The organism is Arsenicibacter sp. R0_47 (genome assembly GCF_057652235.1).
Map to the genome: position 1 here is coordinate 88,758 of NZ_JBYFCJ010000027.1, position 14,804 is coordinate 103,561.

Below are 14,804 nucleotides of genomic sequence, written 5' to 3' on the forward strand. Positions count from 1 at the left end.
CGTACAGAGCGAACCGTGCACGTATAAAAATAATACAATTCATCTGTCCTGGCAATGACTTACAAATTCAAAAAATAATCATAACAGGTAGGTACGGGAGGGTAAACGGGCTGGTTTAAGTCAAATTTGTCGCTATTAAAGTACTATTTGGTTAATACTATCAGTTTGAAACCTTTGATGTGATATGAGGAGATTGTTTTATGTATGTTCGTTCGCCCTGAGCGCGCTGCTACTGCTCAGCAGTATGGCGATGGCGCAGGTGATAACGGGTGTTGTTACAACATCCGAAAACGGTGAGCCGCTGCCAGGCGTAAACGTGGTGCAGAAAGGATCAAGTACCGGCGCTGTTACAGATGCAAAAGGCGCCTATAGCCTCAAACTGACCAATGCCGGCAATGCGGTATTGACGTTTTCGTTTATCGGTTATGTAACGCAGGAAATTCCGGTTAAAAGCCAGTCAGTCATTAACATTAAGCTGGAACCGGATACTAAATCACTCAGCGAAGTGGTGGTGATCGGGTACGGTACGGCGAAGAAAGCCGATGTAACCGGCGCTGTGGCGTCGTTCAATGCCAAAACAATTGACCAGCGGCCGATTCTCCGCGTCGATCAGGCGCTGGTGGGTCAGATGGCCGGTGTGCAGGTAAAGCAGACGAGTGGTGCACTGGGCAAAGGCTTCAGCATTCAGGTACGGGGTACGGGCTCTATTACGGCCGGTAACGAGCCGTTGTATGTGATTGACGGTTTCCCGCTGGCAACGGCCCGCCCGAACGGCTCGGGTAACTTTGCCACTGGTAACCCGCTGGATAACATCAACCCGAACGATATTGAGTCAATTCAGGTCCTGAAAGATGCCGCGGCGGCCGCCATTTACGGGTCGCGGGCCGCCAACGGGGTTGTCCTGATTACTACCAAACGTGGTCAGTCAGGCCGTCCGAAAGTGACGCTGAACACCTTTACGGGATATATGGAGCGTAGCCGTAAACTGGACATGCTGAGCGCCGATGAGTGGGTAGACCGCGCGACGGAAATGATCAATGCCCAGTGGGTGGCATCGGCTCCGAACCGGACGGCATCCCAAACTAACGAACAGCGCCGCGTGATTCTGGGTCTGCCGGTCGGGCAGGTGAACACAACCTACATGACCGACGACCGCTGGGCACAGCCGGGCCACCCCGGCCTGCGCTACCTCGACTGGCAGGATGAGGCATTCCGCAAAGGGCTGACCCAGAACCATCAGCTGTCGGCCAGCGGCGGTAACGAATTTGTACGCTATTACATATCGTGTAACTACGTCCGTCAGGAAGGTATGGTGATCAACACCGACTATACAGCCTATTCGGCACGGGCCAATGTGGAAGTCAATGCTAGCAAGAAGCTGAAACTGGGCCTCAACATTGCGCCGACCTATTCGGTGAACAACGATCCGGGCGTAGAAGGTAAAGATAACATTCTGCACCAGATGGTGAGCTTTACACCGGTACAGGAAGACACAATGGGGGTTTATCCGAACGTGGGTAACAACGGTCAGTACCGCTGGAGCGTGTCGCCGAACAGCCCGATCGGTAAGTTGCAGAACATCATCGGCGAAACGAAGCGGTTCCGCACGCTGACATCGACCTACGCGGATTACCAGATCATTCCCGGCCTGAACTTTCGGACAACCATCAACCTCGATAACACCGACAACGCGTCAAAATCATACACGCCGTACAGCGTATCCGGTTCATACCAGACCCGTCTGGCACAGCTGACCACCCTGACTTCGGGTTCGTTCAGCACGTACCGGAAACGGACGTTTGTGAACGAAAATACGCTGACCTACAGCAAACTCTTTGCCGACAAGCATGACGTAACCGTTCTGGCCGGTCTTTCGTATAACTCCGATAAAATTGAGTCGGCATCGCTGAGCTCGAACGGCGGTTATAGCAGCAACGCCATTACAACGCTGAATGCAGCAAACGGCGTAACCGGCAACACGTCGGAAGCCCGTAACGTCCTGATTTCGTATTTCGGTCGGGTTCAGTACAGCTATGCCAGCAAGTATCTGCTGTCGGCCAGTATCCGCCGCGATGGTTCGTCGCGCTTCGGGGCCAACACACGCTGGGGCGTATTCCCGTCGGCTTCGGTCGGCTGGCGCGTGTCGGAAGAGGCATTTATGAAGGCTGTGCCGGCGATTAATGACCTGAAACTGCGGGCCAGCTGGGGTACGTCGGGGAACTACAACATCGGCGATTACAGCACCATCCCGACACTGGGTACGTACAACTATACCTTTAACGGAGTGGCTGCCGTTGGTCAGGCACCGGCAGGGGTGACCAACCCTGATCTGGGCTGGGAAAACTCACGGACATTCGACGTTGGTTTCGACGTATCAGTCCTGAATAACCGTATTTCGGCTGCGTTTGATGTATACAACAAGCTGAACACGAATCTGTTGTTGAACGTACCACTGCCGGGTGCAACCGGTTTCGCCTCGTACCTGAGCAACGCGGGTAGTGTCCGGAACACGGGCTGGGAAATTGAACTGAATACGCGGAATACCACCGGCGCCCTGAAGTGGAATACCTCGCTCAATTTCAGCCACAACGCCAATAAGGTGGTGTCGCTGGCCGGCGGTGTCGATCAGATCCTGATTCCGTCGTCGTTTGATATTTCGCATTCAATGCTGAAAATCGGTCAGCCGCTGTACAGCATCTACGTAGTGAAGCAAACCGGTATTCTGAGTCAGCAGGACATTGACAACAAGGCCGCGCTATACGGGTCGCAAACCGTGGGTGATCCGAAATACTTCGATGCCAACAGCGATGGTGTCATTGATGCCAACGACCGCATGATTGTGGGCCGGCCGACGCCGAAATACATGTGGGGTATTACCAATACCCTGCGTTACAAAGGCTTTGACCTGACGGTGCTGGTACAGGGCCAGAACGGCGGCTCGATTTACTCACTGCTGGGCCGTGCGCTGGGCCGGACAGGTCAGGGCTTCACCGACAACGCCCTGGGTTTCTACCGTGACCGCTGGCGTTCGCCGTCAGACCCGGGCGATGGTGTTGTGGGTAAAGCGTATTCAACCTTCGGACGGATTAAAAATACGGACTGGCTGTACTCATCGGACTATGTACGGGTACGGAACATTACGCTGGGTTATGACCTGGGTAGCCTGATGAAAACGAAATTCGTTCAGGGCGCGCGGATTTACATGACGGCTGAAAACTTCTTCGGATTCGATAAATACAAGGGTGGATTCAACCCCGAAGCGTCGAATACCGATTTGTCGGGTAGCTCGCAGTACCCTGAGCCGGGTGATTACGGCGGATTGCCGCTGCCTCGTTCGCTGGTCTTTGGTCTGAACGTAACGTTTTAATAAAACAGACATGAAATCATTCAAATCCTATATACTCCCTGCTTTAACGACTCTGGTACTGGAATCGTGTACCAGCGATCTGACGCAGATTCCTATTTCGCAGGCGACAACGGCTACGTTCTATACGCAGACCAATGACTTCCTGCAAGCCTCAAACGCAATCTATAACGATCTGCGGGGCTATCCGGACCGGCAGCTGAACCTGTCCGAAACGCGTTCAGACAACCTCTATGCCGTGTCGGATGGTGGTGTCCGTGACTGGGAAGGCATCAACAGCTTCCACAAAACGATTGCCTCGAACCCGTACGTGTCGGATGCGTGGAGTGCCAATTACAACGGCGTTTACCGCGCCAACGTCCTGCTCGATCAGCTGGCGAAAAACGGCAAGGTCATTACCGACCAGAGCCTGAAAACGCGCCTCGAAGCCGAAGCGAAGTTCCTGCGGGCATTCTTTTACTTTGACCTGGTACGCTGGTTCGGTAAGGTGCCGGTGATCGACAAACCGGCTACGGCCAACGAGGTACTGGCGATTCCGCGCAGTCCGGTTGAAGACGTGTACAAGCTGATTATCTCCGATTTACAGTTTGCCAATACCAACCTGCCCGAAACCTACGCCACGGCCGACAAAGGCCGGCCAACCAAATTTGCGGCAAAGGCGGCCCTGGCACTGGTGTATATGACACGCTCCGGCAAAAACTACGACATCGAAGGGCCGGGTGTGGGTGCCAATGAGTGGGGCAATGCGCTGTCGCTGCTGAACGAAATCATTGCCAGCGGTAAGTTCTCGCTGCAATCGAGCTATGCCAACGTGTTCTCCTACACCAACGAGAACAGCGCCGAGGTGATTTTTGACATTCAGTACCAGACGGGTCTGAGTCCGGTGGTGGGCGGCACATTCCCGTGGGTACTGGTGCCGGATACCTGGTTTCAGTCGCAGGGGAAAGCGGTGCAGGGTGGTCTGACGATCCGGCCGGTATCGACCGACCTGCTGAACGCCTATGATGCCAAAGACACGCGCAAGGCATTTACCATCCAGTCGGGCTACGTCTACAATGGTGTGGCTGAAACACGCTCGTTCTTCAAGAAATACGTTGACCTGACCAAGGTGCCGACTAACCGTGTTGACTGGCCGATCAACTTCATTGTCTTCCGGTATGCGGATATTCTGATGCTGAAAGCCGAATGCATCCTGCGCGGGGCGTCGGGTGCGCAGGCCGATGTAGATGCCATCGTGAACCAGATCCGGACCCGCGCCGGGCTGGCCGCAACGACCAACGTAACGCTGACACAGTTGCTGAAAGAGCGCCGGCTCGAATTTGCGGCGGAGGGCTCGCGCTGGCATGATCTGGTGCGGTTTGGCGTGGTGGATACGGTTATTCCGGCTTGGGTAACGGCCGAAGATGTCCAGAAAGTGATGCTGCCGTTCCAGAAAAACTACATCCTGTATCCGGTTCCGCAAACCGAGCTGGACGTAAAACAAGGACTGTACGTCCAGAACGCCGGTTATTAGGCTATTATGTAGCACGGATTGGCAATCCGTGTTACCGGACTAGTTTGCTGATTATTTGTTTGTAAACCGACTTCCCGATTGCCTTTGCTTTCGGGAAGTTTTGTTTGTTATGAGAAAACTCATTCTGTTGCTTACCGGCCTTTGCCTGCATACAGCGTTGTTCGCCCAGATGCAGCCGGGCTGGCACAACCAGCCGCGTACCCTGCATTACCGCCCTGACGGCGGCGATTTTGTCACGGTCAATGGGAAGCGGCGGTTTAACCGGGCATTGTACGGGACCAACACCGCCTTCCGCGCCGAAGCGGGGGATCTTCCGGAGTTTGCGCTCTACCTGCCGGGTATCGGCGGTACGCTGCGGCTGGGGCTGGCGGCAAACGGAACGGGTAAATGGTTGATGGACGCCGGCACCATTACCGCCCGCTACCGGCCGGGAGCCATGCTCTATACCATTGAAGACCCCTTGTTAGGCAAGGCTACCCTGCACCTGACGGTATGGGCCATGAGCGATGCCGAGGGGCTGCTGGTTGAGGCACGTGCTACCGGAACGTTGTCCGAAGGGGTGTCGCTGGTGTATGCCTTTGGCGGTGCGACGGGTAAAAAGCTGAACCGCGACGGTGATATTGGTGCCGACCCGGAATCGAGCTTTTACCTGAAACCCGAAAACTGTGCGGCCAACCAGATTGACCTGAACGCGTCCGGCTTTACGCTCCATTTCGGGGCTGCTGCTCAGCGGCGGAAATTGATTGGGACGTTCCCCGCCGGTACCACACTGAAAACCGGTGACGCCGGGAAGCAAGCCTCTCCGGCTGAGCTGCTGCGTTCGGAAGCCGCCGGTGCGCCGGTGGTAGTCGGGTCAGTGGTGTTAGCGGCCGGTGTGCCGGTGGTTGCGGGCATTCAGGTGCCCGGTACGCGCCAGACACTGACCGCTGCCGAACTGCCGGCGCTGGCTGTGCAGGCCGAACAGGCCCGGAAAGCACTGGCTGACCGGGTCATTATCCGGACGCCGGACCCATGGATCAATACCCTGGGTGGTGCCCTGAGCGTGGCGGCCGATGCCATCTGGGAAACGCCCACGTACATGCACGGGGCCGTGGCCTGGCGCATGCGGCTGAATGGCTGGCGGGGACCGTATGCCGGTGACCCGCTGGGCTGGCACGACCGGTCGCGGACCCACTTCCGGGCCTATGCCAAATCGCAGCTCACCGAACCGCTGACGGGCCCGAATGTGCCGGACACCCTGCTGCATTTTGCCCGGCAGCAGGAAAAGCTGGGGAATACCGTGTTCAGCAGCGGCTACATCTGCCGGAACCCCAACGGTGATTTCCGGCCACACCACTATGACATGAACCTCGTCTACATCGACGAACTCCTCTGGCACATCAACTGGACGGGCGACCTAGCCTTTGTCCGTGAAATCTGGCCGGTGCTGACCCGCCACCTGGCCTGGGAGAAACGCAATTTCGACGCCAATAACGACGGCCTTTACGATGCCTATTGCTGTATCTGGGCCAGCGATGCCTTACAGTACAGCGGGGGCGGGGTGACGCATTCGTCGGCCTATAACTACCGCGCTAACCGCATAGCCGCGCGGCTGGCGGCACTCATCGGCGAGAATCCGGAACCGTACCGGCAGGAAGCCGATACGATTTTACGGGCGGTAAACAGCCAGCTTTGGTTGCCGCGCAAAGGCTGGTACGCAGAATACAAGGATTTATTGGGTAAGCAACTGCTGCATCCGGCGGCCGGACTCTGGACCGTTTACCACGCCATTGACTCTGACGTGCCCGACCCGATGCGGGCCTACCAGACCCTTCGGTATGTCGACCATGAAATCCCGCACATCCCGATCCGGGCGACGGGCCTGGCCGACACCAGCCTGTATACCCTGTCAACCACCAACTGGATGCCGTATGACTGGTCGCTGAATAATGTGGTGCTGGCCGAACTGATGCACACCAGCCTGGCCTACTGGCAGGGAGGGCGTACGAACGAAGCCTTCCGGCTCTGGAAAAGTGCCCTGGTCGAGAGCATGTATGTGGGCGCCAGTCCGGGCAATTTTCAGCAGCTGTCGTTTTACGATGCCAACCGGGGCGAGCTCTACCGCGACTTTGCCGATCCGGTCGGCATGGCGGCGCGGTCGGTGGTGGAAGGCCTGTTCGGGATTGTGCCCGATGCCCTGAGCCATACGCTGACCATCCGTCCGGGATTGCCCGACGCCTGGGATACGGCTCATCTGACGATTCCCGACGTGCAGTTTTCGTTTACCCGCGAACGCAGGAGTGGGCAGACCACCGAACGCTACGCGATCAAGCCAACGTTTGGTCAGCCGATGGCGCTCCGGCTCCAGGTAAAAGCGCACACGGAACAACTCACGCAGGTAACCGTCAATGGGAAGCCTGTTTCCTGGTCGGTTGTACCGGCTTCGGTTGGTAGTCCGGTAGTGGCCATACAGGCGGAGGCCGCAGCACAGTATGAAATAGACCTGGTTTGGTCGGGGGCAGCGCTGGAAGCCGCACCGACCCTGCCGGAACAGGCGATTGGTGCGGCGTTATCGGCGCGGTTTGCCAGGGCAAAGGTTGTCGGGGTAGCTGACCCGCAGCAGGTCGCAGGCCGGTTAACAAACGATGACCGCAGCCTGAGCGGCACCGTTGCCGGTGAAAAGGGACACCGGACGATGTTTGTTCAGCTCCGGCAGGGGGCATTTACGTGGTGGGAGCCGCTGCACATTACCGTAACCGACCCGATATCGTTTGAACACACGACGACGGCAGAAAGCCCTGAACTGCGCTTCCGCATCGTGAACCATACGCAGACACCGGTTCGGGGAACCCTGCGGGTAAATGCAACCTACAGTCTGCCGGTTTCGGTGGCTGCGGGGAGTGCGTCCGGCGAGATTACGGTGCCCGCCAGTCAGGTTGTGTTGGGGAGTAACACGCTGGCACTGCGTTGGCAGGGTGGTCAGCCGGCAACCGGTCAGTTGATGAACTGGACGGCCACCACATCGCCCAAACGCACAGAACCGGTCCCGATGGCCGGGCTGTTCAATGACCGGATTACCAACATTTTCCGCAATAAGTATCTGTCGCCCCGCCCTGATTCGCCCACGTTGCAGCTACCGGAGCAGGGCATCGGCAACTGGTGCTACCCGAACACTGACGCGGTTATTGATGACGCCGGTCTGCGGCAGCTCGCCGGTGCGAAAGAGGAGATTTACCTGCCGGGCGGTATCCCGTTCCGGACGCCGGGCGTTGGCGCGCAGCCGAACACGCTGTTCGTCTCGCAGTGGGATAATTACCCGCACGAAGCCAGTGTCCCGTTGACCGGCCGTGCCGCACACGCCTACCTGCTGATGGCCGGAACCTCAAACCCGATGCAGAGTCAGCTCGATAACGGAGAGGTTTTGGTGGAGTACACCGACGGCACCCACGACCGGTTAGCGTTACGCAACCCCGATACCTGGTGGCCGGTTGAGCAGGATTATTATGTCGATGGCTATGCCTTCCGGCTGGCGCAGCCGGTGCCGTACCGGGTCCATCTGAAAACGGGCAGGATCGTACGCGGAGAGACTGACTATACCAGCATCAAGGGATTCACCAACCGTGCCATCGACGGCGGGGCGGCCACCGTGCTGGACCTGCCGCTTCAGCCGGGCAAGACCTTGAAACAACTGCGGGTACGGGCCATCGCCAACGACGTAATCATCGGGCTACTGGCGGTGACGCTGGTGCGGGAGTAGGGGGAAGGGGACTCTGTTGAGGCGAGACCTTCCCTGATGCACTTACTAAACGCCATATCATAAGAAATGATACCCGCCTGCCTGGCATAAAATGAAAAAGTCCGGAGCATGAAGAAAGCTTACCTCTTCTTCGTACTCCGGACTTTTTTACTTCCTTTATAGAAAAATGTCTAAATATTCATCCTTAGATTGTGATACTACAGATCAATATTTGGCACTTCAAACAGTCTGCTATGACTCATAGCAGACTGTTTATTTCCGTTTGTTACGTTAATTTATCGAATAGCCGTACCATTGATTCGCATCAATTACAGCCTGTACCGCCCACTGTGATGGTCTGTACAACCGGCGCAAACAGGTTCTGGTTATATACCCGCAAGGTGTACTCACCAGGTAGTTTCACTCCTTTGAATACCAACGCATACTGACCCGTGCAGCGGAACACACAGCTATACACATAACCGCCGGGCCCCGTTACCACAAACGATGACCCAAAACCATTTGCCACCAGATCAATAGTGCAGTGGCTCGCGTCCAGAGTTCCCGATGCGGCAAACCCACTCGCCGAGGGTGGGGTGGTTAACCCATCTGTACAGGGCGACGACCGGGTTACACTCACAGCCGCACTGGCCGTTGCCGAACACACGCCCCTTACGCCCGTCACCGAGAAAGCCGTAGCTGAGGTTACACTGCTCAAAACAAGCGGGTTGGCTGTTGAGCCATTGCTCCAGGTGTAGCTATCAGCCCCCGATGCGGTGAGCGTTACACTACTGCCTGAGGCGATGGTGAGCGACGGTGTGGCTATGACTGAAACCGAAACCCCGGTAAAGGAGAGGGTGACCGTGGCTGACGTGCTGACGGGAGGCGACGAGCTATCCTGTACCAGAACCGTCAGGGTGCGAGTCCCCGTGATACACGCGTTAGCCGTGGCCTGTACCGACGAACTGTTAGTGCCGGGTGTGAGCGTAATATCTGCCGGAGCAATCCATGTGTAGCTGTAAGGTCCAGTTCCATTGGTGGCCGTGACAGAGACTGTTGCGCTGCTACTGGTTGGGTTGGGAGTGGTCTGTGTAATGAGGGAAAGCGAGAGGCTGGCAGTCTGATACGAAATCGTTAACAACCCATTGCCGGACCCTGCCCCCTGCGTGTGCGTGAACGATGTAATGCTGGGGGCGGTATAGGAACTGCCACCACCACCAGAACCATCAGTAGCACAACCACTACCACCATCACCACCACCTCCACCATAATAACCACCACCGCCACCGCCACCACCATCACCACCATCACCACCAATACCCAAAACGCCAGAAGTACTAGTACCACCACCACTATTACCACCATTGCCTTGCTGACCACCAGCACCACCACCAAGAACTGGAAAACCACCACCACCACCAAGACCACCACCAGGACCACCAAAATTAATATTACAACCACCACCACCACCACCACCGGCTACCAGCACGCGATTGCTCAACGCTGTACCACCAGTCCGGATATCCGTAGCACCACCACCGCCACCGCCGGTACCCGTGGTACCACCTGTGCCACCCCCATTGTAGCCGCCCGTTTGGGGGACCGTGGGTTGCCCACCCACGACAATGGTCAGTACCTGGCCAGCCGTGACGCTCATCACCGCATCTACCCTGCCCCCGCCTACGCCCGCGGTCCCGCCTGTCCGTCCCCGTGCCCCAAAGGCCACTACCGTGAGTTGGGTAACGCCCGTGGGAACCGTGAAACTCTGTACTGAACCATCGGTGCCGTCGGTGCCATTGTAGCTGAACGAGACGGGACTGGTCTGCGGGGCGGGGCCAGTCTGATACGAAATCGTTAACCGCCCATGACTGGACCCATTACCACTAACGTTAAGGTTGCCTCCCTGCGTGTGAGATACCGATGTAACGAGGGTGGGGTCGGCATAGGAACTACCACCACCACCTCCTCCAGTACTACTAGCACCACCACTGTTAACACTATTAACACCACCACCACCACCGCCATAATAACCACCGCCACCACCACCACCATCAGCACCCACAGCAGGACTAGCACCTCTACCACCAACACCACCCTGCCCCAGACTACCAGGATTACCGTTAGCACCGCCAAAACCAGCACCAGGATTACCAGTACCACCAGCACCACCAGCGGATGGAGTGCCACCACCACCACCAGCAGTACCACCACCAATACCACCCGTTAGATCACCACCCTTACCACCCGGACCAGGATTCTGATTACCACTACCACCACCACCACCGGCTACCAGCACGCGGTTGGCTAATGCAGTACCCCCAATCCGGATATCCGTAGCACCACCACCCGCACCCGCACTATTCCCGGCACTACCACCGGCAGCCCCCCCATTGTAGCCGCCTATGTTCCCGATGCTAACGGGCGATCCACCCACGTAAATGTTCAGTACCTGACCGGCGGTGACGCTCATCACCGCATCCACCCGGCCACCTAGCCCAGAACTGTTTGTTCCCCCTGCCCCAAAGGCCACCACCGTGAGTTGGGTAACGCCCGTGGGAACCGTGAAGCTCTGCACCGAGCCATCGGTGCCGTTGGTTCCATTGTAGCTGAACGTGGTGCTGGTGGGTGCCTGGCCAAAGCAGTCGGGGGCGGTAAATAAACAAACCAACAGGCTCAGGAATAGGGGGGGGATGCCCGGCGGGGTGCGCTTACGGACGGCCCCGGATAGCAAATGAAAACAGGCAGCCCGCAGCCGCTCAAGAGAGAATAGAGTATTGGTAATCATGCTTTGACTAATAAATGACTTGATTGTATCTGTACTTTTGAAAAACTTACGTGACATTGCATTGCGCCTTATGGCTTTGGCTATGCTGTTTGTCTGATACCCACAGAATGAACAGCAACCCACTTGGTTGGGCCAAAGCCGCAGGTGGTAGCTATTCCGGATCATCACTCATTAAGGATGCGCTGCTGCCACCATAATGAGGTCAACGGCTCAGGTCGGGGCTGGTTAGGGGCAGCAGCTGTTGAGAGAAGAGTAAGCCACTCCGGAAACGGAGCAGCGCATAGTCCCGCGATTGGCCCGCCGGGCAGGACATGCCCGCCGTGGAAGTTCGGGTAGTAAGTAGAGAGGTTTGCATAAAAAGCGGTTTAGATTATCAAACCCCAAAGAACTTACTGTTTTTCTCGAAAAAGAAAAAATCAGACTACTAAAAAATACCGGGTACCCGGTATTTTAGATTAAAATTTTGGTGGGGATCTACATCAAAATGAAGTGGTTGGCGCGCGAAAAAGGGCGCCTATCTACAAAAAAGGCCCGATTCCCAATGAGAAACCGGGCCCAATGAGTCATGATGTGTTTTGAGTTTGGATAGGGCCTTTCTTACCTGGTTGTCGCTTTGCCCTGCCAGCCTTAGCGCATCAATTCTAAAACCTATATCTTCAGAGTATCGTTGGATCAGTACGTCTGTAAAAATTGCTCACTCACCCAGCATATTCAGAAAATCATAAAACTCCTTATCCGTTTTGAAGGGCAGTTTGCGGTTAATATTCCGGCGGTGAGTCTGTACTGTATGATAGCTGAGCTCCAGCGCAACAGCTATCTGCTCCGACGACAGACCGGCTTTGAGCTGTTGCAGAATATCCACTTCGCGCCGGGTGAGCTGGTAGTTGAGCCAGAAATAATCGGGGGGGAGTGTTGATGTGACGGGACGCTTGTCACTCAAAAACACGCGTTCTCTCTGCATCACCCGTTGCAAGGACTCCAGCAGTTGCACGGCAGGAATGGTTTTGGCCAGGTAGCCATCCACGTTCAGGGCCATGAAACGGGCAATTTCGGGTTGCTCGGCATACATACTGACCACCACAATCCGACAACGGAAAGGCAATTGCCGGATCTGCGCCACAACGGCCAACCCATCCAGATCGGGCATATTGAAATCCACCAGCACCAAATCGGGGCGGTGTTGGTCGCAGGCATCGTGGGCTAGTTGACTGTCAAAAACCTGCGCCACCACCGTGAAGTCGGGGGAGTTGTTCAGGATCAGGCTCAGGCCATCGTTAAACAACTTGTGGTCGTCGATCAGAATGGTTCGGTAGGGCTTTTTCATTGTGTAGCGTCATTTGGACATTCGTTCCGGTAGGGGTCGAATCGAAATAGAGGGTAATCCGGGCCAGTTCGGCCCGTTTAAACATATTTTGCAGGCCCACGCCCTTTTCGAGGGCGGTTGTCAAGTCAAAGCCAACACCATCGTCTTCTACGGACACCTCCAGGGTTTGGTCATCGACAAAAAACTGCACATACACCCGGCTTGCGCCTGAGTGCCGCACAATGTTGGTAAACAACTCCTGCACAATGTGATAGATACTCTGTTGCTGAGTAGCCGTGAGTTGGTCGGCCCGGTTGCCCGAATAATCTTTAAACACAAACCGGATGTCGGAGAAGTCATTGAATCGCTCCACCAGCGTCTGGATTTTTTCGGTCAGGGGGCGGTTGTCGTCTTTGACGAGGTTATGACTCAGAAAGCGCAGCTCGGTAATGGCCGTGCGAATGAGCTGAAGGCTTTTACCCGGGTCGGCCTGCTGGTGGCTGAGGTAGCCCGTGGCTGAGGCTAAGGTATTGCCCACCTGATCGTGCAGGTCGCGGCCAATGCGCTCAATTTCCTGTCGGCGCAATGCGTCCATGTGTTCCTGAGTTTGCCGAAGCTGTTGGCCCATCCGGCGTTTACTAATGAGTTCGCGCCGGAACTGCATCACGGTCAGGTAGGTGAGCAAGCCAATCAGCAACAGCGGATTATGGACCGGCGACGGAAATTTGAGCAGCGACAAGTTTTGGTTTATCAACAATTCGATCAATTTTCGCACCACCATATCGCCAACAAACACCAGCGTAAACAATCCCATATAGGCAATACCTGCCCGCCGGTAGGCCACAAAACTGAAATAACCCAGAAAGCACAGGCCCACATAGGTCGTCACCATCAAGGTTCGGTTAATAGGTACATTCAGATACGAATATACCTGGGGGGGCAGCAAATGCAGCAATACCCCAACCAGACAAATCCCAATCAGGGTGTACATACAGGGTTTATACCAGCGCACCGCCTGGATTGCCGGTTTAAAGACTTCATAAATAAATAGCTGACTCGTAACGATGAGCGTAAACCAGCAGCAGGAAATAATGTTACTGCTATTGAAAGACATAAAACCGGGATAAGGAAGGGCGCTCAGATAGCCATAAAACGCAGCAACCTGTAGCATAATGACCAGCATCATGCAGGCGAAGATGCTCATGAACCGACTGGGTGTAGCGATACCCACCGCCAGGGTAGTAAGCCCGATAACAAGGCAACTGAAAATGACCAATAGCTCCATCATGTTGTTAACCAGTAACTTTTCCATAAACGAAGCCCGACTGCTTAGGGTCAGGTCTACCTCGTTGTAACCCACATAGGTGTCGGTACGGAGCAGCACGCCTATGGTTTGGCCTGGCGGCACGGTAAAGGGCAGGGCATACTGATAGGTGGTGAAAAACCGCTGCGAAAGGGGCGTGTTTTGGCGTAGGGTTGCCACTGAGTCGAGCTGAACGTGGCCCGGCCGAACGTGGCTCGGCCGAACCAGAAATAACGTAGCCCGCCCGCAACGGTGCGGCAGGAACGATAGCACTACCTCCGAGGGCTTAGCCGTGGGATTGGTCAACTCTGTATAGATCCAGCCCGTCGGCACGTTCGATGAGTGCCCGTGCGAAACTAAATAAGGGTGAAGGTTGGGTGTATATGTTTGCCGGATTCGCTTTTTGAGACTTGCCACCGACTCACCTGGTATCAGTTGGAAGGCCGGGGTAACCAGCACCCGGTTGTTGAGAAAAACACGGCTAAACGAATCAGTAAGGCGGTAGCCAAAGCCAGACGGGTCTATTGGCGATAACGGAAAAAACAGATTCAGAAAGGGTAGTATCAGTACTGCTATTGCAAACGGAATCCGGGCGACTTTCAAAGAGAGTGCAGGCATATTCAACATAGATGCTTACAAACGTGCAGGTTGTTTTTGAACTTGTAAGTTAGCATATGCCTTTTGTCTAACCAAATCAAGGCATTCGATAAAAAATATCTGTTTAGGCAATGGGTAAATACTGTATGAGGTGGTCCGGTTTAGCGGCACACTGAACTTGCAAGTTTAGTATAATACTCCTGCTCAAACTGTTCAGGGCTTTT

Annotated in this window: 7 protein-coding genes; 3 read left to right on the plus strand and 4 right to left on the minus strand. The window is 55.5% G+C overall.

Annotated elements, in window-relative coordinates:
* The first annotated feature begins 184 nt into the window (after positions 1 to 184).
* From AC23NW_RS28875 to AC23NW_RS28885, 3 genes are all read left to right on the plus strand, one after another.
* Positions 185 to 3,367: a SusC/RagA family TonB-linked outer membrane protein gene (locus AC23NW_RS28875; RefSeq protein ID WP_487453948.1), complete on the plus strand. Its 3,183-nt coding sequence runs from the start codon at positions 185 to 187 to the stop codon at positions 3,365 to 3,367.
* A gap of 10 nt (positions 3,368 to 3,377) precedes the next feature.
* A complete protein-coding gene (locus tag AC23NW_RS28880; protein ID WP_487453949.1) occupies positions 3,378 to 4,877 on the plus strand; it encodes a RagB/SusD family nutrient uptake outer membrane protein in 1,500 nt (499 codons plus the stop codon).
* A gap of 109 nt (positions 4,878 to 4,986) precedes the next feature.
* Complete coding sequence (locus AC23NW_RS28885) at positions 4,987 to 8,613, plus strand: DUF4450 domain-containing protein (RefSeq protein ID WP_487453951.1); 3,627 nt, start codon at positions 4,987 to 4,989, stop codon at positions 8,611 to 8,613.
* Positions 8,614 to 8,917: 304 nt separating this feature from the next.
* Here the strand turns inward: AC23NW_RS28885 and AC23NW_RS28890 are convergent, their stop codons facing one another.
* The 4 genes from AC23NW_RS28890 to AC23NW_RS28905 form a co-directional block, all read right to left on the minus strand.
* The gene (locus AC23NW_RS28890; RefSeq protein ID WP_487453953.1) at positions 8,918 to 11,377 is read right to left on the minus strand and encodes a glycine-rich protein; all 2,460 of its coding nucleotides are present in this window, start codon (positions 11,375 to 11,377) and stop codon (positions 8,918 to 8,920) included.
* Positions 11,378 to 11,579: 202 nt separating this feature from the next.
* Complete coding sequence (locus tag AC23NW_RS28895) at positions 11,580 to 11,732, minus strand: hypothetical protein (protein WP_487453955.1); 153 nt, start codon at positions 11,730 to 11,732, stop codon at positions 11,580 to 11,582.
* Between the two features lie 339 nt (positions 11,733 to 12,071).
* Complete coding sequence (locus AC23NW_RS28900) at positions 12,072 to 12,701, minus strand: response regulator (protein ID WP_487453956.1); 630 nt, start codon at positions 12,699 to 12,701, stop codon at positions 12,072 to 12,074.
* Positions 12,652 to 14,601 carry an ATP-binding protein gene (locus AC23NW_RS28905; protein ID WP_487453957.1) on the minus strand — a complete coding sequence of 650 codons (1,950 nt, stop codon included), beginning with the start codon at positions 14,599 to 14,601 and terminating at the stop codon, positions 12,652 to 12,654. Before AC23NW_RS28905 ends, AC23NW_RS28900 begins: the two co-directional genes overlap by 50 nt.
* Positions 14,602 to 14,804 lie beyond the last annotated feature (203 nt).